This window comes from Bacteriovorax stolpii, from assembly GCF_002872415.1.
Taxonomy (GTDB): Bacteria; Bdellovibrionota; Bacteriovoracia; order Bacteriovoracales; family Bacteriovoracaceae; genus Bacteriovorax; species Bacteriovorax stolpii.
Genome location: NZ_CP025704.1, coordinates 812,052 through 835,156 on the forward strand (window position 1 = coordinate 812,052; position 23,105 = coordinate 835,156).

Below are 23,105 nucleotides of genomic sequence, written 5' to 3' on the forward strand. Positions count from 1 at the left end.
ATAACGTATCGCCCCAGGTTTAAGGACAAACTATGAAATCGACACTAGCTAAAAAACTTCTTACTTGTTTAGTAACTGCAGTTATTCTTTTAAACCCACTTCAACTTAGGGCACAAGACTCAAATTCAGCTGGTTTAGTCGATGAATCATTGAATGACTTATACGTAGTATTAGGTTCAGGTGCTATTGGAGCTGTGTTGGGGCTTTCAACTCTATCGTTTGTTGAGACGCCAAAAGACCATATGAAAAATATCGCTATCGGTGGAGCTATCGGGATTGTTTTTGGGGTAGGCTACGTTATTTTTAACCAAGCAACGAAGTCTCAGGCCATCACTGAATTGACTCCATCTCCAATGACGGCCGAAACAAATGAGAGCCTTGCAAGAATCGATTTTTCTAAACAAAAAATTGCCGAAAGTTACCTGAAAGACCCTACAGTGGGTTTCTCTTTCACGTTCTAATTTCCATACAGAGCTGCGACATTTTCCTCCTTTGTCACTTTGGTCAAGGTAAGGTATCCTGAACTAGATTTAAGTTTTTAAGGATTTTACAATGGCCAAACAATTAATTATCAACCAGACACTCAACGAGTGTCGGGCAGCGCTTATTGAGAATGGTGAGATTCTCGATTTTTTAATGGAGCGCTCATTTCACCACAGACCTGAGAACAATCATGTAGATTTTCCCTTCGTAGGCGACATTTTCAAAGGAAAAGTCGTGCGCGTTCTACCCGGAATGCAATCGGCCTTCGTTGATATCGGTTACGAGAAAGCGGCCTTCTTGTATGTAGATGATGCATATATTCCTACCATTGAAGAACAAAGAGATATGGCGGAAAAGAGCAAGAAGTCGATGGAAGGAAAAGAAAAGCAGGGAGAAGTTATTCCTGACGAACTTTCTACACTATCGGAAGCGGTTAACATGCGTTTTCGCCCAGACATCTCGATTGAAACTTTCATCAAAGAAGGTGACGAGATCCTGGTCCAGGTCGCTAAAGAGCCGATCTCAACCAAAGGTCCGCGAGTCACTCGCCATATCACTTTTGCTGGAAGACATATTGTCTTCATGCCATTCATTGAGCACACAGGTGTTTCAAGAAGAATTGAAAGTGAAAAAGAGCGCGAGAGACTAAAAGAAATTTTAGAAACGATTCGTCCGGAAGGAACAGGGGTGATTGCCCGCACAGTGGCCGAAGGACAAAGTTATAAAACACTGAAGTTCGACTTCAATATGCTGATGAAACTTTGGAAAGATGTTTCGAAAAAAGCAGAGAAGGCGAGAGCTCCAGCTGTTGTTCACCAGGATTTAAGTTTTATTCAAAGAGTCTTCCGCGATATCGCTGACGAAGATGTTGATGAAATCATCCTTGATTCAAAAGAAAATTTAAAAGAAGCTGAAAAGTTCGTGCAGAAGTTCCTTCCGACAATGAAAGGAAAATTCAAATTCTATGGCGAAGACTCAACTCCGATTTTTGAAAAGTTCGGAATTGACCTGGAAGTAGAGCGCGCCATCGACAACAAAGTTTTCCTGAAGTCAGGTGGATCATTAAACATCGATCAGACAGAAGCTTTAGTTTCTATCGACGTTAACACCGGTAAATACATCGGAAGAAAAACGTTTGAAGAAACCATTCTAAAGACCAACCTGGAAGCGGTTAAAGAAATCGCTTACCAATTACGTTTAAGAAACTGCGGTGGGATTATCATTATCGATTTCATCGATATGGAAAAAGAAGAAAACCGCATCACTGTCTACAATGCTTTATTAGAAGCGCTGAAAAAAGACCGTGCAAAAACCAACGTGCTTCCGATCTCTGGTCTTGGACTGGTTGAGATGACCAGAAAGAGAACGAGAGACACGCTTTCTCGTATCATGTGTGAGCCATGCCCATACTGTGAAGGAACGGGAAGAGTGAAGTCGACGTTGTCTGTTTGTTACGAACTGATCCGTGAACTCAATAAAGTCCTGGCAAAAACAAAAGGCTCAAAAGTTTCGATCTACGCTCACCCGGAAGTGACGGCGACATTAACTGGCGAAGACTTTGATTTAATCGATACGCTTGAAGAAGCTCACGGTAAATCAATTCAGATTCGTTCAGAAAATAACTATCACGTTGAGCAATACGAGATCTTCCCGCAGGAATACTAAAATGAGAGTGGAGAGCTTTTTTGGAAAAGACATCGCTCCACTGATTCCTCGCCTTGCCGAATTACGCATAAAAGTTTTTCATGACTTCCCTTATCTTTATGAGGGAAGTCTTGATTATGAAAAAGACTACCTGAAAGTTTATACCAATAGTTCTCGCAGCGTTTTAGTTGCGGCCTTTGATGGTGACACTCTTGTGGGAGCAGCGACAGCTCTTCCTTTAAGTGATGAAGCCGATTATGTAAGAGGGCCATTCTTAAAAGCTAAGATGAATCTCGATGAGATTTATTATTTTGGTGAAAGTGTTCTGTTAAAAGAATACCGAGGCCATGGTTTAGGTCATCAGTTTTTTGATGGCAGAGAGGCTGCCGCTAAGAAATTTGGTTTTCATACAACTGTGTTTTGTGGAGTTCAAAGACCGTCTGATCACCCGATGAAGCCAGAAGGCTATAGTCCTCTGGATGAGTTCTGGAAAAAGCGCGGATACGTCAAACAGGAAAACCTAAGAAGTGAATTCTCATGGCAGGACATTGGCGAGAGTGCAGAAACTAAAAAGCCCATGATCTATTGGATGAAATCGTTATGTTAAAAATCGCCACTGCTCAATACTCAATGAATAAACACAGCTCTCTCAACGCTTTTAAAAGCAATGCTGAAGACTGGGTGAAAGAAGCAGCAACACACGGTGCTCGCCTGGTAATTTTCCCAGAGTACGGCTCGATTGAGCTGGTGTCTTTGATGGCGCCTGAAATCCAAAAGAATCTGGCCCAGCAGTTAAAAGAAATTCAAAAATATAAAGATGACTTTTTAAATTGCTATCTCGATCTGGCAAAAAAATACAAAGTGTATATTATCGCTCCAAGTTTTCCTCTGGAGCTTGAAGGCAAATATATTAACCGCGCTTTTTTCATCAACCCTGAAGGCCTTTATGGTTATCAGGATAAACAAGTGATGACTCGTTTTGAAGATGAAGAATGGAAAGTGTCTTCACCTGATCAAAGAAAGTTAAACGTCTTTGATGTGGATGGAGTGAAAGTGGGGATTTCTATTTGTTTCGATGTTGAGTTTCCGGACTTTTCACGCGAGCTCGCTTTATCTGGAATCACTCTTCTTATTGCGCCTTCATGTACAGAAACACCTGCAGGGATGAACCGTGTCCACGTAGGTGCGCGCGCCAGAGCTTTGGAAAATCAAATCTACGTTGCTGTCTCTCAGACAGTGGGAGACGTTGATTATTCAGAGGCCATCGATAGAAATACAGGAATGGCCGCAGTGTACTCAACTTGCGATAAGGGCTTTCCTGATGATGGCATTATCGTTCAAGGTGAAGTGAATTACCCGAAGTGGGTCTATGCCGATATCAATCCTGACCTGATCACTAATGTCCGCACGAATGGAAGTGTCCTTAATTTCAAAAAGATCACAATTCTAGTGAAGTAGACTAAGTAGTATTTTACTGTCTATGGCTTGTCTTAATCCCTTCTACGCCAAGTGGTGTTATTCTTAATGCATATCACTCATGCCTATATTCCTGAATAGGCATTTGATAAGGACTACTATTTTTCCCCACTGTTGTGGTGTTGCGCCCCGCTTGTGGACATAAAATTGATCAGATAACGAATTAAATAAGTGGCACAAATCATGCTGTATAAGTTTTGAAACTTGATACGAGGAAGGTGTTAATGTATCCAATCAATGTCGTAGAAAAAGAAACCAACATTAGTAAATATTTACTGCGTATGTGGGAGAGACGTTATTCTTTTCCCAGGCCAGGTAGAGATCAAAAAGGTGAGCGCGTCTACACCAATGAAGACCTGGAAAAACTAAAACTCATTAAGGCCCTTATGGAAGAGGGATATAGACCTTCAAAGATCATCGATCAAAGCCTTAATGAGCTCAGAGAACTCTCAAAGTCATTCGGCCTTACCGAAGGCAGCCTTAAAGGTGAAGTCGTGGTATTGGTCACATCTCCGGCCTTAGAAGCCGATGTCCAAGAAGCTCTTAAAAATCATAGAGTTAAACGTATTTTCAAAGTCTCTTCTCACGAAGATATCAAGAACTTGGCTCTGTAAAAACGATCAATACCCTTTGACTGGAAAAAGGTGCTTTGATAGGGTGTCCCTAATTTTAAGGGAGGCCCTATTATGAAAAGTCTGATTGCCACAGCATTATTACTAGCATCTGTTTCAACATTCGCCGCAGAAAGTGCAGTTGATACATTTCTTTCAGTTCTTCCACTTGGATCTCACTCTGGCGTTGATGATAAAGGTAACGCTTGTAAAGTGACTGTAAGCGAAGCTAACTTCCCGGCAAAGGCCATTTCTGTTCAGGCAGAAAATGCAGATCTTAAAATCTTCAAAGTGATCAACGATGCTTCTGAATTCATGTTCAGAGGATACAAAAAAGAGTTCATTCAAACTGACCGCTACTATGTAGATTCAACAAGAAACTCATATGTAGACAGAGTTGTAAGAACTGTTGTTGCTGGTGATGAACTTCTTTATGTTGTTGTCGCTAACGAAATCACAGTTAACAGAGACCGCAAGGTTGAGCTTGTTGAATGTGTAGTTAATCTTTAATTTTTTTTAGAATCCATTATACTTATTTAAAAGGGCCTCATTGAGGCCCTTTTTTTATGGGGGAAAATGAAAAATGAAAACGCTCACTCTGACCATGATGGCCTTACTCGCTTCTTCGTGTGCTCTTAATTACAAAATGCCTGATAACCGATTTGAAACGTCAGAAACTACCGGGAAGCTCTGGGGCACGCATCTTTATGCGGGGGTGGGAAATGGAAAAGACATCACACTGACATCAAGTTACTCACAAACCTGGGCCGATCCTAATAACCCGGATTTATCGCGAGAAAATTTTATCACGCTTGGTGGTGACCTAGGTCTGCATGAGCGCATCGATGTAGGACTTCAATACATTAGTGATTTAGGGACAGTGTTAAAAGGAAAATACCAGTTGATTGGAAAGAGCGGAGCGGAAGGGTTTCAAACCTCAATTGCGGCCCATGCAGGTGGTGGAAGTGAGAGCATGAGCGAGAACTATCACACTCCGACTAAAGCAGAGTTAGACAATTCAGTTGTGGGTGTAGATATTATTGCGGGTTATCGCTTTAATAAAGTGGTTTTGATCTATGCTTCTTTTTTCCACGATAGTTTTAGTTACGATATCGAGCAGACCAGAGGAACTGATACGAGGAAGTTTGAAGGTAAGTCGAAAAATACTGGCGGAACTTTCGGAGCGAGTTTTTTATTCGGCAATACTTTAGAGTTAACAGCAGAATACTCGGGAGCAAATGCCAAGTCTGCTAATCAAAGCTTATGGAATAATTCATTTGGCGGAGTTGTAGGATTTCGTTTCTAGAAATAAAAAAGGGGCCTTTTAAACTGCCCCACTAGAATGGGGCGCATTTTTAGCTTAACTCCAGCTCTCATTTGGTCTTTTTTTAGATTAACTTAATAAAACAGAATTATGGAAGGCAATGTAGATGGCGAGATGGTCCTCAAGTCTTTTGGGTTTCTTCGTCGTGCACCAGGTTCTTCTAAACAAGCGATTAATATTTGCCCTCAACATCGCACACGTGTGATTGATCGCAAATAAAGGGTCGCGCCCATTTTTCTTGAGCTCGCCGAGCCCGGCGATCATCGCTTTTTCACCCTTATACTGTTTGTAATCTGCATTCGGAAAAAACTCTCGAACCACTTCTTTATAAATGCGATGCTCATCACTTTTTATTTCTGCATGAGAAGAGACAACCGGAGCGATCTTTTCAAATAACTTTATCATCGATTCTCTGTGATAGCTTTTTCTTTTTCCATATTTTTGTCTGGAAAGCGAGGCCAGGTGTCCAAATGCCGGAATTTGAGAGACAAAAGCGCCCAAGATAACTCGCGAGCGAGCATCGACGGCGACTGAAATGGAAAGAGGCTTAAGCTTGGTGTGCTCGGTAGTGATCAAATCATCGAATTGAAGACGCTCGACTTTTTGCGTGCCAATTTTCAAAAGAAGATCAGCATGCATTTGTCTGGATTTTTGCGCAAGATAGACGAGTTTTCTATCAATCGTCGTTCGATGAACTCCGAGAATGATCGCCGATCGTCGCATCGAGACACCGGAAGAGAGAATCTTAAAAATGGTTTTGTTGATGCGCCTCTTTTTTTGTCCGAACTCTAGGGTGCCAGTTGCGCGGGAGAATTTTTTAGAGCAAGCGGAGCACTTGTAGCGCTGGATTTGGCGGGAGTCATCTTTGCGCAGATAATATCCATCTTTTTTACAAAAGGTGTTTTTTTGGAAGTAGTTGCATCCTGAATTTGGGCAGTCTGGATTCATGGAGAGAAGAAAAGCAAGAGGCAGACTTGCTTATGAAGCTTAACCATCTAAAAAGAAAGGTCATTTTTTAGAAGTAAGTTCAAAGATTGAAAGCAGTGATATCGAATAAGGAATGTAAAAAGCCCCACCGTAGTGGGGCAGTTTTTAAGCTTTTTTCAAATTTAACGACAATGTGTATTCATCAATCTCATACTTCAAGCTTAGTTCGCCAGAAGCCTTTTTAAGTCCAGTTGCCAGTGTTTCACTTGCAATGTGTGCTTCGTGAGCTGCAATAGCTTCCAGGACTTCAGGAGAGCCGCTGTATTCAACAGTAATGCGATCTCCAACGTTGAAGTTCAGGTCTTTTCTCGATTTCTGGATGCGGTTAATTACTTCGCGTGCCAGACCTTCTTTGATCAGTTCATGATCAAGAGTTGTATCGATATCAACGGAGATAAAACGGTTACTCATGGCCTGAGTTCCTTCTTTGGCTTCTCTGAACACTAAGATTTCTTCCGGGAAGAAATTTAGGCCTTCAAGAGTTAAAACACCTTCTTCTTCAAGCTTGATTAAATCAGGGCCTTGAAGTTTTTCGATGATGGCCTTGAATTTCCCCATATCCTTACCAAGCTTCTTACCAAGAGCTGGAAGGTTTGGTTTAGCGTAAAGCTTGATGAATTTTGATTCATCAGTCGATAGCTCGATATTCTTCACGTTAAGTTCTGTCTGAATGTATTCAGCAAGCTTTGAGATCTCGTTTAGCAGAGCTTGATCTTTGTGGATGATTGTTAAGCGCTTAAGTGGCGTCTTAACTTTAATCTGCACCTGGTTTCTCTTCTGGCGACCAAGAAGGATAATCTGTTGCATTCTTCCAACAGCGACTTCAAGGTCGTTGTTGATCAGGTAATCGTTTGGAAGCGGGTATTCACAAAGGTGAACAGACTCCGGCTCCTTTGGATTCATTTTTCTTAGTTCCTGGAAAACGTGTTCAGAGAAGAATGGAGCAAATGGCGCCATCGAGATTGTAAGCTCTCTGAGAGCAGTATACAGAGTCGAGTAAGCAGCACACTTGTCATCTGTTAGACCGTCACCCCAGAAACGAGAGCGGTTAAGACGGATGTACCAGTTTGTTAAGTCTTCAATGAATGTGAAAAGAGCAGGAACCACGTTGTACAGGTGGTACTCTTCCATTTCGCGAGCGATGTTTTTCTTTAACGTTTGCAGGTTAGAGATTAACCATCTATCAACGATGTTGTCCGATGTTTTAAAGTTAGTTACTGGAGACCAGCCATCAACTTCAGCGTATGTCTGGAAAAACTTAAATGAGTTCTGCCATGGAAGAAGTGCTTTTCTTACCATGTCTTTTACGCCGGCATCAGTAAAACGCTGCTCTTCAGCTTTAACCAGACCTGAGTTGATGAGGTACAATCTTAGAGCGTCAGCTCCGAATGTTTCCATTAACTCATCTGGTGCAGTGTAGTTTTTCAGACGCTTCGACATTTTTTTGCCATCTTCGGCCATAACGATACCGTTAACGATAACGTTTTTAAAAGCTGGCTTGTCATATAGAGCTGTTGAAAGAACAGTTAACGTGTAAAACCATCCGCGGGTCTGATCCAGACCTTCAGCGATGAATTCAGCAGGGAAGCCTTCTTTGAACATTTCTTTGTTTTCAAAAGGGTGGTGCAGTTGGGCGTAAGGCATTGAACCAGATTCAAACCAGCAGTCTAAAACTTCTGGAATTCTTCTGTACGTTCCTTCTTCACCTGTTTGCGTGAACGTTAAGTCGTCCACGTTTTCTTTGTGAAGATCAGTGACTTTTACACCTGTTCTCTGGAAAAGCTCTTCAATAGAGCTGATGCAAACGCGGTTGTTTGTTTTATCGTTGATCCAGATAGGGATCGGTGTACCCCAGATTCTGTTTCTTGAGATCGACCAGTCACGTGAGCCTTCAAGCCATTTTCCGAAACGCCCGTCTTTAATGTGTGACGGAGTCCAGTTGATCTGAGCGTTTGAAGCGAGAAGCCTGTCTTTGATTTTTTCTACACTCACGTACCAAGACGGGATCGCCTTGTAGATAAGTGGAGTATCAGAGCGCGGACAGAATGGGTAACTGTGAACCAGAACCCCTTGGTCGTAAAGTTTGTTTTCGTCTTTTAGTTTTTTAATGATGTCTTTATCAGCAGTCTTTACGTGAACGCCAGCGAAGTCGCGAACGTCTGCTGTGAATTTACCAGCATCATCAACCGGGCACTCAAGAGCAGTGATGCCTGCCTCTTTCATTACACGGTTATCGTCTTCACCAAAAGCTGGAGCGATGTGAACGATACCAGTACCATCAGTTGTTGTAACGTATCCGTCGTTTAGAACAACGAAAGCGCCAACAGCTTCATGTTGTTTAAAGTATGGGAAAAGTGGCTCGTAGCGAAGACCTTTTAGTTGAGCTCCAGTGTAAGACTCAAGCACTTCATAGTTTCTCTTCTTCGAGTAAGCTTCCACGCGGTCTTTAGCGATAATGAACTTGATGTCACGATCTTTATCGTGGATTTTGACGTATTCAATCTCTGGCCCCATACACAGGGCAAGGTTTGAAGGAAGTGTCCAAGGAGTTGTCGTCCAGGCAGCGATGTAGAAGTCCTGGTCTTTGACTTTAAAAAGAACAGTGATCGCTGGGTCTTGAACGTCCTGGTAGTTTGAGCTTGCTTCAAAGTTCGAAAGAACAGTTCCAAGCGCAGTCGAGAATGGAACAACTTTTGTTCCCTGATAAATTAAATCTTTTTTCCAAAGTTCTCCGATTACCCACCAAACTGATTCCATGAAATCAGCATCCATTGTTTTGTAATCGTTTTTGAAATCAACCCAACGGCCGATTCTTGTAATTGTTTTTTCCCACTCGTTAGTGAAACGTTGAACGATCCCACGGCATTCGTCGTTGTAGCCTTTGACTCCAAGTTGCTTAACAGCATCTTGAGCGGACATGCCTAATTTTTTATCGATCTCATGCTCGATTGGAAGACCGTGACAGTCCCAACCAAAACGTCTTTCAACGTAACGACCTTTCATCGTGAAGTAACGAGGAACAATATCTTTTAGAGTTGAAGCTAAAAGGTGACCGTGGTGAGGAAGACCTGTGGCAAAAGGAGGCCCATCATAAAAAATGTATGGCTTACCCTTTCTTGTCTGATCAAGTGACTTCTTGAAAATATCATTTTCTTTCCAGAAATCTAAAATTTTGTGTTCGCTTTTTACGAAAGAGAACGAGGTATTTTCCGATTCATTTACTTCGGTATTGAGATCAGTTGACACGAAAGGCTCCTTTGGGGTGATTCACGGGGGAAATTTTATCATAAAAAGGGAGAGTATTCCAGTGAGAACCTATACTTATCAGAGGATCGTTCCGATAGAGTGAACATGAAAAAGACTTTGCTCATTCTTCTGTCCGCTCTGGCGTTTTGTGCAGTTGCACAAGAGGTCACTCCTGGGCCGAAATTGGAATTCAAAGGGCAAAATCAAAGTGTCACTCCATGGGGAAGTATCCCGGTTAACTCTTTTTTGTCGTTTAAGGACTGGAAAGAAGAAAGTGATATCAGAGACCAGGTTCCCGATTGGGAAAAAATCATTAGAGAAAGAAACAACCGCGAGCTTGTTGGGCGCATCTATCAGTGTGTCGGAATCTGTCGCATTGACCGCGGAGAGAGCTTTTTTAACGGTTCATACCGCACAGGTCTATATGAAGGGGATGAAATCCAGACGGTAGGTGATAGTTATGCATGGATCTTTTTGTTTGATGGAACGATGGTGAGGCTTTCACCTCAGTCATCGGTGACGTTTAATGAATTCAATGTGGGTGTTAAAGAAAATTTCATTAATGCCAGAATCAATGCTGGAAATGTTTTGTGGCTTTCCCGTCACGAAAACACTTTTGAAGAAGTGGATGTACGTGAAACAGACGTGATTTTTTTCCCGTATTCAGAATATGAATCTCTTCCGGTCAATGATAAAAAAGAATACCTCGAAGATGATTTATTTGAACTGCTCTCAGAAAAGAAGACTTTCATCAATCATTACAAATCTCTCAATGAAACGATTGAGTCCAATAATAAATTGACCAAGAAAAAACCGACTTATGCTTTTTTAGTTATGCCTAATGCGACGATTATGGGTGAGTCTCCGAGTGTGGAAATGGTGGTACTTCTTGGTGGGAAATCATTTTTTAAGAAACGCTCAACTGAACTTTTGGGAATGAAGGCCAGTGAAGTAGTACCGGAAGATCTCAATTTACAACTGCGCGGTTTTGACAACAAAACACTCAACACAATTCAGGATGACCTTTGGATTTCTATTGATGAAAAAGGCAGAAACTATGCTCACGCCGAAGAAGTCAGATGGCTGAATGTCGGTGAATTTTTAACCAAAAGAATTCCAAGTATCATGATGGGGCGTGAAATTTTTTTAAAGCGTTATTCCGAATTTGCTTTCAGAGAAAAATACGACCCGATGGTCCTGGCCAAAAAAGATGGTTACAGGCTTTGGGGGAAAATCAAAGCAGATGAAGGTGAAAAAAAGGCAGACCTGGAGCTGCGCCTGGATTTCTTAAAAGAGTATTTCCGCAGAGTAGAGACATCTAATCTTCTGGCCAGTTCGCGCTTTAGAGAGCGCCTGGAAGAAAGGGGCGAAAAGACGCAGGCAATGACTTACGGCAATTATTTTTTCATCACAGCGCTTAACCGTTATTACAAATACGGCGAGCAATTCAGAGATATTTCTGATGACAAAGAAACCGGAGAAGTTTTAAACTCAACTAAAAAACTTCTTTGGAAAAAAATGCATGGGATCAGATAAATACCACCTTGTTCTTGGCTCACAAAGCCCGCGTAGAAAACAGCTTCTCTCTTACATCAACATTCCTTTTCAGATTTTAACAGCTGATTTGGATGAAGTGTCCGATGAAACTGCGCCCGATCGCATTGCGATGGATTTAGCTTCACAAAAAGCGCGCGCGGTTATGGAGAAGGTCTCTGGAATTGAAAATCCTTTCATCATTTCTTCCGACACCATCGTTGTCCTGGATGGAAAGCTTTACGGCAAACCAAAAGACAAAGACGATGCACGCGCTATTTTAAATGAGCTTTCCGATAAAACTCACCAGGTGATTACTGGAGTGAGTTTCCTGTTTGTTGAACAGGCCACGAAAAAACTTCGTGAGCATTTATTTTTTGATTCGACTGAAGTGACGTTTACAGAAATCTCAAAAGAGCTGATGGACGACTACATTGCGACGGGAGAGTCTTTGGATAAAGCAGGCGCCTACGGCATTCAGGGGGCAAGCTTAACATTCATTTCAAATCTCTCAGGGTCATATTCCAACGTAGTGGGTTTTCCCCTCGATAAAGTCGTAGGCGAGCTTGCAATTGTACTTGGTGAAAATTACCGAAGCCAGTTCCTTTAAACTACCTAAGTTTCTTCGTCGGTTTAAAACTGCTGTTTTTCTTAACAGACTTCGTAGGTCTTAAGCTCAGCGTTTTAAGTGTCGTCGAAGTTTTCTCAACAGCTTTAGAAGCAGAATTTCTGCCGATACCAGCAGCTTTAGAATAGGTCGTATTGTCTTCGATAGGGGTCAGTGAATTGGTCGTTTGATTGTCAGTTGTCATGTCATCCTCTTTGTTAAATCGTTAATGGTAGATCCGGTTTTGTAACCCTTTCAACCAATAACAATTCCACGCAAGGAAGTTGTAGAAGGTTCGAAAAAGTTACTTAGAAGGTAAAGTCGTCAATAGAGTCTCCTTTAAAACAAAACCGACTAAAGTGATCTTATTATCGGTCCTGGTGACTAAGTACTTAAGCTAATTATACTACGGGACAGAGCTTTTTCCTATCCCCCCTGTAATAGGCAAACTTTCCCACTCTGCTAAGGTTGTAAATCATTGATTTATAGGGCAATCTTAGTACTTGAAAAGGAATTTTAATGCCAACAAAATAAGGTGAGCTTCATGAATAAGCTTCGTTTAGCAGTTACTGCAATCACACTGGGAACTCTTCTATCTTCATGTTCTACATTCAACAAAATGGCCGTCGGAGGAGCAGGGGATCTGATTTACACTTCAGGAAACGGCGTTTTACACGAATCAAACTTCGACGTTTTTAAAGATGGTCTGCCAGGCAACTTGATTTTAATCGAGGGACTTCTTGCTCAATCACCAAAAAATATGGACCTTTTGGCAACTCTGAATAAAGGGTATGCCGGTTATGCTTTTGCGGTGAATGAAACACATATGTACGAAGAAGAGTGGGCGGAACTAAAAAGCGAAGAAGGTAAAAAACAGGCGCTTTTTAATTACACCAGATCGCTTAATTTCGGGCTTCGTTACCTGAAAGAAAAAGGGATTGAATTAAACGATATCATCTCGCGCATGAATGAACCTCAAGGGATTCATCTTCTTTTAGATAAAAAAATGGGCGACGACAAAAGAGACCTGGAGATCGTTCTCTTTACGGCGCAATCACTGGCCGTATTGGTGAATATTCAAAAAGACAATATGGGATTAGTGTCTCAACTTCCTGCTGCTAAAGGAATGTTTGATTGGGTTTGTTTAAAAGATCCATCAATCAACTATGGGACGTGCGATATTTTCTATGGAGCTTATGAAGCGGGGCGCCCGCAAATGCTTGGTGGAAATCCGGCCAAAGGAAAAGAGATTTTCTTAAAGGCGATTGCCAAGCATCCACACAATTGGCTGATTAGAACAAGCTATATGCAGTTTTATTTGATTCCCCAAAACGATGAAGAAGGTTTCAAAGAGCAGATGCTGGCGATGAAAGGCTTCCATGATGAATTCCAAAAATATTACATCTACGACCAAAATCCAAAAAACGAATCAGCATGGACAAGAGAGTCGGGGATGAGATTTTATCAGACTCTCTCACTAAAACGTTATGAATTAATGAACCGCTTTCAAAAGCAATTTTTTTAATAGGCAAAATTTAAAAAGGTAATGAACATGAAAACACTTTTACTTTCAATGACTCTCTTTGCATCAATGAATCTTCATGCGGCCATTAAGGTTGGCGTTCTTGCTCCTGAAGGAACTGGATGGGCAAAGAACATCAAAAAGATGGCAACAGAAATTAAAGACGCAACTAAAGGCAACGTTGAACTAAAAATCTACTACGGTGGTTCTCAGGGAGACGAGCAGGATGTTTTGAGAAAAATTAGAATTGGTCAGTTACAGGGAGGAATTTTTACCGGAAAAACTCTGGGAGAAATTAATGGAGATGTCCGCGTAATGGAAGTTCCATTTACTTTTAACCACGACCGTGTGAAGGCCCTAAAAACGCTAGAGGCAATGACCCCATTTTTTAATCAGAAATTTGAGCAAAACAAGTTTAAGAACCTGGCAACATTTGAAATTGGACATGTTTATTTTGTTACTCAAAAAAAGGTGCAGGACTTAAATTCAATTAAGTCGCTCAAAATCTGGACTTGGGATGGTGATCCAATTGTTGCAACTCTATTTGAATCAATGAACCTCATCGGTGTGCCTCTTGCTCTTCCTGATGTATTGGCTTCTCTTTCTACAGGTGTCGTTGAAGCCGCTTATGCACCACCTATCGGGATTATCGCTCTTCAATGGAACACAAAAGTAAAATACATTGTTGATTTTCCAATTTCATATTCAATTGGTGCTTTTGTTATCACTAACTCTGCATGGGCGAACATCTCTCCTGCTGATCAGAAGATTGTGTCAGATATTGCAAAAAAATATGAAAAAGAAATTAACTCTGGAAACGCTAAAGACAATGATGATGCAATGGCCGCCATTAAGTCTCAGAAGATTGAATTTGTGAAATTTAGTGACTCAGAAATCAAGGTTGCTCAAGGTTATAGAGCGACTATGATTAAGAAACTGACTGGTAAGCTATTTTCTGCAGAAGCTCTAAAAAAACTAGAAGCAGAAATGGCCAAAAAATAAACAGGAAAAGATATGTTTAGCTTAGTGAAAAAATGCGACAACATTGTTGAAAAGATCGCAACTTGGTTGCTAGTTATTTGTGTAATGTCTATGTTAATTTTTAGCTCCCTGAGCATCGTGGCCAGGTGGTTTCATCATAATATTACATGGATTGATCCATTTGTAAGGCATTTGGTGTTTATTGGGACATTTCTTGGTGGTGTCGTTGCGACTGGAAAAGGGACACACATTGGAATTGATATTGTTGGTAAATTTGTAGAGAGCAAAGGGTGGCACTCTGCTAAAACGGCAATCAGTAGAATTATCATGGTGTCTTCAATGTTTGTTCTTCTTTGGTTGATTAAATCAGGTGTTGATTTCACTCGTGTTGAGATGGAATTTTCGAAAGAGGAATTTTGGGGGATTGGAAGCGGCTACCTGGTTATGATTATTCCAATAGGTCTGGCTTTCTTGTTAGTTAGATTTTTTTTAGTTTTCCTTTTAAGTTTTGAAGCAAAAAAAGAGGGGGCGCTATGACCGGTACCGTTGCGGCCTTAGGGATCGTCTTTCTCGCAATTCTTGGAACTCCACTTTTTATTATTATGTCACTTGCGGCCCTCGTGGCCTTTACGTTTTCTGGAGTAGAGGTTTCGGCCGTTGCTCAGGAATTTTATAGAATATCATCTGCGCCTACATTAATGACTATCCCACTGTTTACTTTTGCCGGGTATTTAATGGCCGAAAGTAAATCTCCTCAAAGACTTCTCAAACTGGCAGAAACCGGATTGGGCTGGCTCCCCGGCGGAATTTCTATTGTGGCCCTGGTTGTCTGTGCTTTTTTTACGGCCTTTACCGGAGCTTCAGGTGTAACAATCATTGCCTTGGGAGGATTGATTTATCCGATTCTTATGAGAGACGGGTATTCGGAAAAATACACCTTGGGAATGATTACTGCCTCTGGTTCCCTTGGATTACTTTTCCCACCATCACTTCCTATCATTCTTTATGGGATGGTTGCTAAAGTTGATATTGATAAGCTCTTTAAGGCCGGAATTGTTCCGGGTATTGTTATTATGGTCGTTCTTTCTTTTTGGGCAGTTTATAACAGCCCAAAACATACAGGGGAGAAGACTAATAAGTTTATTTTAAAAGACTTCGTTGCGGCCTTAAAAGAAGCATGGCTTGAAGCTTTACTACCAGTCGCTGTTCTCGTGGGGATTTATGGTGGAATTGTTACAGTGACGGAAGCGGCCGCTTTTACTGCACTATACATTTTTATCGTGGAAGTTTTTATTTATAAAGATCTCGATTTGTTTAAGGACATTCCGAGAGTCATTGTTGATTCGATGAGCTTGGTAGGGGGGATTCTTCTGATTCTCTGCTGTGCCCTTGGGTTTACGAACTTTCTGGTTGATGAAGAAGTCCCGCTTAAAATTTTTGCACTGATGAAAGAGTTTTTACATGATAAATACTCATTCCTTTTATTCCTGAATATTTTTCTTCTCATTGTCGGCTGTTTAATGGACATCTTCAGCGCCATCATTGTTGTAGTGCCATTGATTATCCCGATTGCGAATGATTTTGGTGTTGATCCAATTCACCTGGCAATCATTTTCCTGGCAAACCTGGAAATTGGTTATTTAACTCCGCCGGTTGGAATCAATCTTTTTATCGGCAGCTTCAGGTTTAATAAGCCAATCACGACTTTGTACCGCGCCTCTGTGCCTTTTTTAGTTTTACTGATTATTGCACTGATTATTATTACTTATGTACCTAGCTTGAGCTTGTTCTGGTTTAAATAGATGTTTATGTTTTCACGATTCCATACATTCACTCTGACGCTTTCGATGTTATGTACATCGGTGGCGTCAGTTGCTGATACTAAAAAACTTGATGATTATTACCGTGATGTGTTTATGGGTGAGAAAAAAACCATAAACTATGCAGGGCCACTTGATCCACGCAGCCAATATAGCGATAGCGTAGGGGATTTGATTCTTTTAGACGACACTTTTAAAGACGCCTACATGAACCAGCAGATTCAAGATGAGCCGTTTGTGCTTCACCGTTACTGGTTTAATGAGGTCGTTGAAAAATCGACTTGTCCGGACGAAACTCTCGGTGAGAATATCGATTATATCCGTTATCTTTACCGCCTGGTCACTATGAGTTATTTGTTTGAGGGATTAAAACTTAACAACAAACTCTCTTCTCAATTGGGTGGAAAAAATATCTGTTCAATGAATTTTAAAGATGTCTTTGGCGGGTGCACTCCTGAATCTTCAGATATGAAGAAGTTCCATGAAAGAGTGTACGGAAAATTTGTTAACGAGATTGAAAAAATCCACACGCCGGCCTTTAACAAAAAAGAAACAGCGGCCTGGCTCAATGAATTCCAGGATTCGACATCACTGACGACTGAACCAACCTTTGCTCGACTTCACGAATGGTGTATTGCCAATAAGAAAAACTGCCGTGGCCTTACAGTTGAAGAAATTAAAGATGCACTTGCGGGTTTCTGTGCAAGCGATACAAAGACCATCAAGATGCTTTGTTCTGAAAAGGACAGCTTTTATGGACTTTCAGGAATTACAACTCCCACTGAATTGATTAAAAAATCCAATGCCTTTAATCTGATTAACCAATCGGGGATGGGAGAAGAGTGCCTTCGCCGTTACGGGAAGCTTTTCCAGAATAAAGAATCGAGTTACCCGGTTCTTTCGAGACAGTACCCACTTCTTTATTCTTATCTATTAAAGTCTAATAGCCGTTATCAGCAAGGGGAACTTTTCCTGCCAGGTGCGCTTAAGGAATTTGATATGAAGGGGCTAAGTGACTTCCTGACAGCTTTAAAACCACCTAAGATTGAACCTGTCGTGGTTATTGCAAAGCCAAAACCTAGGCCCAAACCAAAACCAGTGGTTGTAGAAGCACCTAAGGTAGAAGAAAAGAAACCTGAGGTTCCAGTCGTTGTGGTTGTAGAACCGCCAAAACCACAGATTAGTGAATTTGAAAGGGCAGCCCAGGAGCTTCAAGAAAAAGGGCTTTCGAGTATCGATGTGGATATGGATATTTTCCGCGATGATTTTGAATTCACTCAAGAGATGATTACAGAATTATCGGGTCCGATTAAAAAGTTTCAGACCAGATCGGCGCTAAACGATATGAAGTCTTATGATATGCTGGGCTCTAAAGATGCTCCCGTAGGTCTGATCTTCCTTAAGTTCTTAATCGATACGGAAAACCACCAGGGACTTTATAACATCGTGACGGTGTTAGGGGAGAAGTTCTACGTGGTCAACGACCTGGAAAAGAAAAATACGCCTCATTACGTTCAATTAAAAAACGACGCCTCTACAAAAAACCGCTGGCAAATCATTCTGCTTAAAAAATAAAAAACCCCGAAAAGAACTTTCGGGGCTTAATAAGAAGAAGATTATTTTCTTTATTGATTAGTTATATTTTTTAGCAACAGACTTCAGCTGAGACTGAACACTTGATGACATATCCAACATTAACAGGATACCAGCGTTTTCACCGTTCGCGTCTTCACCAACAAGAGAGATGTTACCAATTCTGTTTGAACCTGTGTAATATCTAGCTGTAATGATCGAGTTACCAATTCCTAGACTCTTAACTGGGATGAATACACCAAACAGTTTTGGCCCTAGGTAGAAACTCATATTCTTGAATTTCTCAATTGAGAAAGCTACTGCCGGTAAACGTCCGCCAGCTACACCAGGTAGAGAACGTCCACCAGGAAGTGTTGCAGGGTCAAGCGTTTGAAGGCTTGTATTGAATACGTCTTTTAGAGAAACAGAGATCGCCATTAGAGTTCCAGCTGATTGAAGGTCTGGAGAAATCTCTAGGTATGAGTTTGGATACTTCGGAATGTTGTAACGAAGTCCACCATCAAGTTGTAGGTTTTGGAAAACCATTGAGATCAACACATTGTCTTGAACAAGAGTTACAGACATGTTGTTTACACCCGGTACCTGGATGTTAGATGAGCTGGTACCATCACCACATGAAGTTGAGAGAACGCCTGCAGTTAGAGCGACTGACAGGACAAGGGCCTTAGTGTTCGAAAAGATCTTCATCATACGACTTCCATTAGAAGCTTGTTGTGGTTCTTCTTATCAACTAGGGTCAACGTGAACAGACGTACCGTAGAAGACTCACAAACGTTTTTTCAAAGTAAGAGAAGATTACTCGGTTATTCCACTAGCTTCAAGGAAAGCAAGCGTGCTAAGAAATTTGAGGGGTTATGAAAAGGGCACTTTTTAAAAAGTGCCCAGTATTTGTGTGTTTGTTGAAAAGGGCCTTGGAATAGTCAAGAGTTAGGACTAGAACACGGCCTTTAGAGTAAGGCTTCCAGCGTGTTGTTCGTAATCACCGAAAAAGCGTCCGTAGGAAGCCGCTAGTGAAAGATACTGAGAGAAACTGTAGCGAGCTGTAGCATCTACAAGAGTGTTCTTTTCATCTTTCTTTGATGTAGTGTTGTAGAAGACTCCGTAACCACCACCAACAGTTGCACTTAATTCTTGCGAGAAGATTTTTGAGAAACGAAGCATGTGTAATTGATCGTCAGATTGTTTGTTACCTAATCCAAAACCAACAGTTCTTAACTTAATAGAAGACTGGTTGTGGTCTGGAGAGTTGTTAACAACACTTGAAAGTGAATCAAATCCACCTGCAATTAAACCACCATCAAGTGTGGCCATAGACTGGAACTCAACTTTGAAGATTTCAAAGTCGTGCGCTAGTTTTAAAGCAGCAGCGTGGTGTTCATCTTTATAGTAAGCAGATCCACCCCATAGAAGTGTATAGTAGAAATTGAAATCAATTCCAGCTAGTGATCCTTCAAGTTGAGGAGAGAATTGTTTTACGTTATCAAGGTTCACGCCATTGAATCCTGATGTCGCTGCATTGTATTTTCTCGCCGTCCAGTATCCTGTCTGAAGCGCGTATTTCATTCCTGAGAAAGCACCGTAGTAGTTAAGCGAGTACATATCAACATCGTCTTTAGCGTTGTTTAGTGCACCTTCGGCTCTTTTGTCGTAAGCAAAAGCTACGGCATCGTAGTTGTCACGGATTTTAATCACCTGAATTCTGTCTCTTCTGTCATCAGAAGTAACGAAGCTTCCTGGAGTCGTTACAACATGGCGACCAACAGATGTGATCCAGTTGTTTTTTGAGTATTCAATAACTGCGTGGTCTAAGCGAGTAACGTTGTCGTTTCCGAATCCATCATCATTTGTTCCACCAACAGCAGTCCCTGTGTTTTGAGTTGTTGAAGAGTAGATACCTTTATGGTTATCACCTTCCCAGCTATCACTAGCGAGAATGGCTCCGATTTTTACCGAGAGGTTGTCATCTGGCTTAGCGATAACATTTAGTCTAAAAAATTGGTTGAAGGCCTGAGTTCCGTTGTTACCTGTTGAGTTTTTGAAGTAACCGCGAACGTAAGCATCTCCTGAGTAAGAAAGCTTCGTTTCTGCATGAGCAACAGATAGAAGAAGAGCGAGTAAAAACACTAATGCTTTCATTATAAAAGTCTCCTGAATTTTTGAAGGCAAAAGAGTCTATCAGGCATCCTTTGTTGTCAAAGGAATTACCCTGTCATTTTGATTTCTCAAGGACTTAATGCGAGGAGTATTTAATAGTCGGTGTGAAAGTTCACCAGTTCGATGTATTGACCTTCGATTGTCTGGGCCCCGCCATGGTGGGCAAAGGCCGTGACTCGAATCACTTGAGCACCGGAAGCGTTTCCTGCCTTGATGCCGGTAGGAGAGTCTTCAAAGATAATCGAGCGTTCATGATTTGTGTTTAATCTCTTCATCGCTTCGATATATGGATCGGGATGTGGTTTGGTTAAAACGGTTTGGTTGCGCCCCATCTGGATTTTCATAAAGTGATCTAATCCAAAACATTTCATCGTTTCATGAACGATGATGTCTTCGCTGGCACTGACAACCGCGCACATTTTATTTTCTTGTTTTAAATGATTTAAAAAAGGCAGAAGACCTGGAGTGATGTATTGTTCTTTTTCGTGGTCTTTTAACTTTTTAAAGAGATTGATCAAGTGATAATTTTTTTGCTCGATTGCGTGGTCAATTTCTTTGTCAGAGAGCTGTGGGCAAACAGTCTTTAAAACCACATGATCGGTCATTCCATAGAACTGATCGATACAGGCCATGAGGTCAACTTTCACTCCCATTTCTGCTAAAACGATGACGGCTGCCTTGGCATGCAGAGGCTCTGTATTGACGAGAGTTCCGTCCATATCAAAGAGAATCGCATCTTTAAGTCGTACTAGAGTTTTTAAGTCGGTCATGTTTTGCCCGGTAAAAATTTAAGGGAATGTTTGTTATAATCTTACTAGAGAGAGTAAGGACTATACCATGAAAATCTTCCGAAATGAATCGACAGTTTCATCTTCAGCATCGGCAAAAACCGAGAAGGCTTCCTCGAAAGAGGGCAAAGGCATTTCTCGCAAAAAGCCAACTCCACCAGAAAGAAAAAATATCAGCGCGAGCGAGATAAAGGAAAAACTGGCAGCCCATGTGGAAACATCGGACACAGCTAAAAATATGGCGCTAAAAAGCAACTCGAAAAAATTAGGTGAAGGCTTTCTTAATGACAGTGTTAAACCAGAATTGATCAAGCCGTCTCTGGTTGATGAAGTGAAAGTAGAGAAGCCAGAGATTGATGAAGACAATTCTCCTAATACTAAAAACCTGACGATCAAAAGCGATATCGCTCTCAACGACCCCAAAGATACTAATACTCAGGAGAAGTTAAAAACGGTCCTTTCAAAAGGTGCTTTTAATTTCAACCCTAAGGAAAGAGAAGCTCTCGAGAAGATTCTCGGGCAGCAGTAAATCTGTAAAATTTACAAGATTTCCCAGCATTTTCCAGATCTATAGTAGGATAGGGCATCCATTTTTTAAAGAGGTGTCCTGTGAAAGCTATTTTATTATCTTTTTTAATCCTAGGCTCAAACGTTGTTCTAGCTGACACATTAATCTGTTCAAACGAAGAGGTAACAGCTTCTCTTGAATCGGGAATCTTAAATGTAAATGGTGTATCACTGGAATGTCTGGAGACAGAAGGTGCTGTTTGTACAGCAATCAACTTTGAAACAGTAGAGACAACTGTTTTGACATACAAAAAAGAATCAAACACAGCAACGCTTGAATTAATGCCAGCACCTGGTAATGGGCAGATTCAATCGATTGAACTTCTTTGCCGTTAGTATTTTAAAAATTCAGGAAATAATATGAAGACTACTTTATTGGCCGTATTTCTAAGTGCTTTTTCACTTCAAGCTTTTGCTAAAACAGATTGTGAAATCACTCTTCGACTTGATGCCAGTCAGATGTTTTTCAAAAAGTTTGAAAATGTCGGGGATTCATTCTCTTTTGCGCTGAGAGAGTATGCTTTTGAGTATGCTTATTCAGATGCAACGAAAATAAATAAATTAAAAATCACTCATCTTCCAACTCAGGCAGTTAAGCAAATTGAAAGTTCATCGGATTCAGTAGGTTTAATTTTCAGCGAGTATGATTATAATGCTGCAAGAATCCAGTGCAGGAAATCTTATGCCGGTCCAATTGATCTGCCAGTTATTATTGATTAGTGAGATTTTGAACAGTCTTTGCTTTCAGCGATTAATAGCATTTCGTGAAGCTTATCAACTGTCTGCTTGATGACGACATCAAGTGGTCCATTGATAATAGCCGCTGCCGAGTGATCGTGACCTCCGCCTCCAAGAGCGCGGGCCATAACCCCAACATCCACAGTTCCAATTGAACGAAGTGAAACTTTGATATCCGGTCCCATTTCTCTGAACATGATGGCAACTTTGATATTGTCCAGAACCAACAGGTGATTGATGAAAGCAAGTGTGTCTTCAGAGTCAACGTTGAACTTGTTAAGTAGATCTTCCGTTAAAGTCAGCCAGGCCACCTTCTCATCTTTTGTCGTATGAGCGCTCGCCAGAACTTTCCCTAGAAGTTTCATGTAAGAGATTTTCTTTGTCCCGTAGATCATGTTGTAGGCGTGAGGAGGGCGAACTCCTGTATCCATTAAACTTCCGATCAGGCGGTGAGTGTTCCCAGTTACTGTTGGGTAGCGGAAACTTGAAGTATCAATGAGGATGGCCGTGTATAAAGGAAGGGCCATTTCTCTATTTAGCGGAACACCAAGAGACTGAATGAGTTCTCCGGCAAGCTCTCCCGTTGCCGCTTTACTTGTATCGATGCAGTTTTCGGCCATGACTTCTTTCGGGCATGGGTGGTGATCGATAAAAAGCAGGGAAGGAGCTTTTTTAGCGATGGCCTTCATTCCTTCACCAATTCTCTCCAGTGAGTTTGTGTCGGTTACGATAAAGAGATCAACTTCAGCTTCAGGATAAAAGGCCAGGTAATCTTCGCGTGAAATGACCACATCTTCGGGGTCGAGGTACTTGTATCGTTCAAGTAATGGTTCCTCGTTTACACAAATTGCATTTTTGCCCTGAGCGCGCATTGCAAGACAAAGAGCAATCTCGCTTCCAATACCATCAGCATCAGGAATGATGTGAGTAGAGATAACGATGTTCTCTGCCTTTTTTATGTAATGATGAAATCTTTCGATAATGTTCATAGCATTAATAATTTACACTAAATTTTTTTCAAATGCTGTACT

General features: G+C 41.2%; 24 protein-coding genes. 17 read left to right on the forward strand and 7 right to left on the reverse strand.

Features of this window, described 5'->3' with window-relative positions:
- The first annotated feature begins 32 nt into the window (after positions 1-32).
- From C0V70_RS03790 to C0V70_RS03820, 7 genes are all read left to right on the forward strand, one after another.
- Positions 33-461 carry a hypothetical protein gene (locus C0V70_RS03790; protein ID WP_102242539.1) on the forward strand — a complete coding sequence of 143 codons (429 nt, stop codon included), beginning with the start codon at positions 33-35 and terminating at the stop codon, positions 459-461.
- Between the two features lie 91 nt (positions 462-552).
- Entirely contained in the window at positions 553-2,148 is a 1,596-nt protein-coding gene (locus C0V70_RS03795) for an Rne/Rng family ribonuclease (RefSeq protein WP_102242540.1), read from the forward strand.
- 1 nt (position 2,149) lies between these two features.
- Positions 2,150-2,734 carry a GNAT family N-acetyltransferase gene (locus C0V70_RS03800; RefSeq protein WP_102242541.1) on the forward strand — a complete coding sequence of 195 codons (585 nt, stop codon included), beginning with the start codon at positions 2,150-2,152 and terminating at the stop codon, positions 2,732-2,734.
- Entirely contained in the window at positions 2,728-3,585 is an 858-nt protein-coding gene (locus C0V70_RS03805; protein ID WP_102242542.1) for a carbon-nitrogen hydrolase family protein, read from the forward strand. Before C0V70_RS03800 ends, C0V70_RS03805 begins: the two co-directional genes overlap by 7 nt.
- Positions 3,586-3,827: 242 nt before the next feature.
- The gene (locus C0V70_RS03810; protein ID WP_102242543.1) at positions 3,828-4,217 is read left to right on the forward strand and encodes a MerR family transcriptional regulator; all 390 of its coding nucleotides are present in this window, start codon (positions 3,828-3,830) and stop codon (positions 4,215-4,217) included.
- 72 nt (positions 4,218-4,289) lie between these two features.
- Positions 4,290-4,724, forward strand: coding sequence for a hypothetical protein (locus C0V70_RS03815; protein ID WP_102242544.1), 435 nt, complete (start codon positions 4,290-4,292; stop codon positions 4,722-4,724).
- 73 nt (positions 4,725-4,797) lie between these two features.
- Positions 4,798-5,520, forward strand: a complete 723-nt coding sequence (locus tag C0V70_RS03820) for a putative outer membrane beta-barrel protein (RefSeq protein ID WP_102242545.1) — start codon at positions 4,798-4,800, stop codon at positions 5,518-5,520.
- 87 nt (positions 5,521-5,607) lie between these two features.
- On the opposite strand, the gene C0V70_RS03825 is transcribed toward C0V70_RS03820, so the two are convergent.
- Together C0V70_RS03825 and ileS are read right to left on the reverse strand one after the other, a co-directional pair.
- Positions 5,608-6,486, reverse strand: a complete 879-nt coding sequence (locus tag C0V70_RS03825; protein WP_102242546.1) for a hypothetical protein — start codon at positions 6,484-6,486, stop codon at positions 5,608-5,610.
- A 144-nt stretch (positions 6,487-6,630) separates the two neighbouring features.
- Positions 6,631-9,771, reverse strand: a complete 3,141-nt coding sequence (gene ileS / locus C0V70_RS03830; RefSeq protein ID WP_102242547.1) for an isoleucine--tRNA ligase — start codon at positions 9,769-9,771, stop codon at positions 6,631-6,633.
- A 105-nt stretch (positions 9,772-9,876) separates the two neighbouring features.
- On the opposite strand from ileS, the gene C0V70_RS03835 reads away from it, so the two are divergent.
- Both C0V70_RS03835 and C0V70_RS03840 read left to right on the forward strand, forming a co-directional pair.
- Complete coding sequence (locus tag C0V70_RS03835; protein ID WP_102242548.1) at positions 9,877-11,307, forward strand: FecR family protein; 1,431 nt, start codon at positions 9,877-9,879, stop codon at positions 11,305-11,307.
- Complete coding sequence (locus C0V70_RS03840) at positions 11,294-11,914, forward strand: Maf family protein (RefSeq protein ID WP_102242549.1); 621 nt, start codon at positions 11,294-11,296, stop codon at positions 11,912-11,914. Before C0V70_RS03835 ends, C0V70_RS03840 begins: the two co-directional genes overlap by 14 nt.
- 1 nt (position 11,915) lies before the next feature.
- On the opposite strand, the gene C0V70_RS03845 is transcribed toward C0V70_RS03840, so the two are convergent.
- Positions 11,916-12,116: a hypothetical protein gene (locus C0V70_RS03845; RefSeq protein ID WP_102242550.1), complete on the reverse strand. Its 201-nt coding sequence runs from the start codon at positions 12,114-12,116 to the stop codon at positions 11,916-11,918.
- Positions 12,117-12,455: 339 nt separating this feature from the next.
- Here C0V70_RS03845 and C0V70_RS03850 point away from each other — a divergent pair, with 339 nt between their 5' ends.
- The 5 genes from C0V70_RS03850 to C0V70_RS03870 are packed head-to-tail and all read left to right on the forward strand — an operon-like array spanning position 12,456 to position 17,809.
- Positions 12,456-13,436 carry a TRAP transporter TatT component family protein gene (locus tag C0V70_RS03850; RefSeq protein WP_102242551.1) on the forward strand — a complete coding sequence of 327 codons (981 nt, stop codon included), beginning with the start codon at positions 12,456-12,458 and terminating at the stop codon, positions 13,434-13,436.
- Between the two features lie 27 nt (positions 13,437-13,463).
- Complete coding sequence (locus C0V70_RS03855; protein WP_158649554.1) at positions 13,464-14,435, forward strand: TRAP transporter substrate-binding protein; 972 nt, start codon at positions 13,464-13,466, stop codon at positions 14,433-14,435.
- A gap of 12 nt (positions 14,436-14,447) precedes the next feature.
- Positions 14,448-14,951, forward strand: coding sequence for a TRAP transporter small permease (locus C0V70_RS03860; RefSeq protein ID WP_102242553.1), 504 nt, complete (start codon positions 14,448-14,450; stop codon positions 14,949-14,951).
- Entirely contained in the window at positions 14,948-16,216 is a 1,269-nt protein-coding gene (locus C0V70_RS03865) for a TRAP transporter large permease (protein WP_102242554.1), read from the forward strand. Before C0V70_RS03860 ends, C0V70_RS03865 begins: the two co-directional genes overlap by 4 nt.
- Positions 16,217-16,222: 6 nt before the next feature.
- Positions 16,223-17,809 (forward strand): hypothetical protein, encoded by a 1,587-nt coding sequence (locus C0V70_RS03870; protein WP_133566704.1) that lies wholly within the window; start codon positions 16,223-16,225, stop codon positions 17,807-17,809.
- A 57-nt stretch (positions 17,810-17,866) separates the two neighbouring features.
- Here the strand turns inward: C0V70_RS03870 and C0V70_RS03875 are convergent, their stop codons facing one another.
- The 3 genes from C0V70_RS03875 to C0V70_RS03885 all read right to left on the reverse strand — a co-directional run bounded on the left by C0V70_RS03875 (position 17,867) and on the right by C0V70_RS03885 (position 20,751).
- Entirely contained in the window at positions 17,867-18,517 is a 651-nt protein-coding gene (locus tag C0V70_RS03875; protein WP_102242556.1) for a hypothetical protein, read from the reverse strand.
- A gap of 243 nt (positions 18,518-18,760) precedes the next feature.
- The gene (locus C0V70_RS03880; protein ID WP_102242557.1) at positions 18,761-19,963 is read right to left on the reverse strand and encodes a hypothetical protein; all 1,203 of its coding nucleotides are present in this window, start codon (positions 19,961-19,963) and stop codon (positions 18,761-18,763) included.
- A 110-nt stretch (positions 19,964-20,073) separates the two neighbouring features.
- Positions 20,074-20,751, reverse strand: coding sequence for an HAD family hydrolase (locus C0V70_RS03885; protein ID WP_102242558.1), 678 nt, complete (start codon positions 20,749-20,751; stop codon positions 20,074-20,076).
- Between the two features lie 67 nt (positions 20,752-20,818).
- Here C0V70_RS03885 and C0V70_RS03890 point away from each other — a divergent pair, with 67 nt between their 5' ends.
- From C0V70_RS03890 to C0V70_RS03900, 3 genes are all read left to right on the forward strand, one after another.
- Complete coding sequence (locus C0V70_RS03890; protein WP_102242559.1) at positions 20,819-21,298, forward strand: hypothetical protein; 480 nt, start codon at positions 20,819-20,821, stop codon at positions 21,296-21,298.
- An 80-nt stretch (positions 21,299-21,378) separates the two neighbouring features.
- On the forward strand, positions 21,379-21,672 hold the full coding sequence (locus C0V70_RS03895) for a hypothetical protein (RefSeq protein ID WP_102242560.1): 294 nt from the start codon (positions 21,379-21,381) through the stop codon (positions 21,670-21,672).
- 24 nt (positions 21,673-21,696) lie between these two features.
- Positions 21,697-22,056, forward strand: a complete 360-nt coding sequence (locus C0V70_RS03900; protein ID WP_102242561.1) for a hypothetical protein — start codon at positions 21,697-21,699, stop codon at positions 22,054-22,056.
- Here the strand turns inward: C0V70_RS03900 and C0V70_RS03905 are convergent.
- Positions 22,053-23,063 (reverse strand): DHH family phosphoesterase, encoded by a 1,011-nt coding sequence (locus C0V70_RS03905; protein WP_102242562.1) that lies wholly within the window; start codon positions 23,061-23,063, stop codon positions 22,053-22,055. The two genes, C0V70_RS03900 and C0V70_RS03905, sit on opposite strands and share 4 nt — an antisense overlap.
- Positions 23,064-23,105 lie beyond the last annotated feature (42 nt).

Excerpts from the sequence above, each read along its gene's own strand:
- C0V70_RS03790 (WP_102242539.1), top strand. The coding sequence starts at position 33 with ATGAAATCGACACTAGCTAAAAAACTTCTTACTTGTTTAGTAACTGCA.
- C0V70_RS03795 (WP_102242540.1), top strand. The coding sequence starts at position 553 with ATGGCCAAACAATTAATTATCAACCAGACACTCAACGAGTGTCGGGCA.
- C0V70_RS03800 (WP_102242541.1), top strand. The coding sequence starts at position 2,150 with ATGAGAGTGGAGAGCTTTTTTGGAAAAGACATCGCTCCACTGATTCCT.
- C0V70_RS03805 (WP_102242542.1), top strand. The coding sequence starts at position 2,728 with ATGTTAAAAATCGCCACTGCTCAATACTCAATGAATAAACACAGCTCT.
- C0V70_RS03810 (WP_102242543.1), top strand. The coding sequence starts at position 3,828 with ATGTATCCAATCAATGTCGTAGAAAAAGAAACCAACATTAGTAAATAT.
- C0V70_RS03815 (WP_102242544.1), top strand. The coding sequence starts at position 4,290 with ATGAAAAGTCTGATTGCCACAGCATTATTACTAGCATCTGTTTCAACA.
- C0V70_RS03820 (WP_102242545.1), top strand. The coding sequence starts at position 4,798 with ATGAAAACGCTCACTCTGACCATGATGGCCTTACTCGCTTCTTCGTGT.
- C0V70_RS03825 (WP_102242546.1), bottom strand. The coding sequence starts at position 6,486 with ATGAATCCAGACTGCCCAAATTCAGGATGCAACTACTTCCAAAAAAAC.
- C0V70_RS03835 (WP_102242548.1), top strand. The coding sequence starts at position 9,877 with ATGAAAAAGACTTTGCTCATTCTTCTGTCCGCTCTGGCGTTTTGTGCA.
- C0V70_RS03840 (WP_102242549.1), top strand. The coding sequence starts at position 11,294 with ATGGGATCAGATAAATACCACCTTGTTCTTGGCTCACAAAGCCCGCGT.
- C0V70_RS03845 (WP_102242550.1), bottom strand. The coding sequence starts at position 12,116 with ATGACAACTGACAATCAAACGACCAATTCACTGACCCCTATCGAAGAC.
- C0V70_RS03850 (WP_102242551.1), top strand. The coding sequence starts at position 12,456 with ATGAATAAGCTTCGTTTAGCAGTTACTGCAATCACACTGGGAACTCTT.
- C0V70_RS03855 (WP_158649554.1), top strand. The coding sequence starts at position 13,464 with ATGAAAACACTTTTACTTTCAATGACTCTCTTTGCATCAATGAATCTT.
- C0V70_RS03860 (WP_102242553.1), top strand. The coding sequence starts at position 14,448 with ATGTTTAGCTTAGTGAAAAAATGCGACAACATTGTTGAAAAGATCGCA.
- C0V70_RS03865 (WP_102242554.1), top strand. The coding sequence starts at position 14,948 with ATGACCGGTACCGTTGCGGCCTTAGGGATCGTCTTTCTCGCAATTCTT.
- C0V70_RS03870 (WP_133566704.1), top strand. The coding sequence starts at position 16,223 with ATGTTTTCACGATTCCATACATTCACTCTGACGCTTTCGATGTTATGT.
- C0V70_RS03875 (WP_102242556.1), bottom strand. The coding sequence starts at position 18,517 with ATGATGAAGATCTTTTCGAACACTAAGGCCCTTGTCCTGTCAGTCGCT.
- C0V70_RS03880 (WP_102242557.1), bottom strand. The coding sequence starts at position 19,963 with ATGAAAGCATTAGTGTTTTTACTCGCTCTTCTTCTATCTGTTGCTCAT.
- C0V70_RS03885 (WP_102242558.1), bottom strand. The coding sequence starts at position 20,751 with ATGACCGACTTAAAAACTCTAGTACGACTTAAAGATGCGATTCTCTTT.
- C0V70_RS03890 (WP_102242559.1), top strand. The coding sequence starts at position 20,819 with ATGAAAATCTTCCGAAATGAATCGACAGTTTCATCTTCAGCATCGGCA.
- C0V70_RS03900 (WP_102242561.1), top strand. The coding sequence starts at position 21,697 with ATGAAGACTACTTTATTGGCCGTATTTCTAAGTGCTTTTTCACTTCAA.
- C0V70_RS03905 (WP_102242562.1), bottom strand. The coding sequence starts at position 23,063 with ATGAACATTATCGAAAGATTTCATCATTACATAAAAAAGGCAGAGAAC.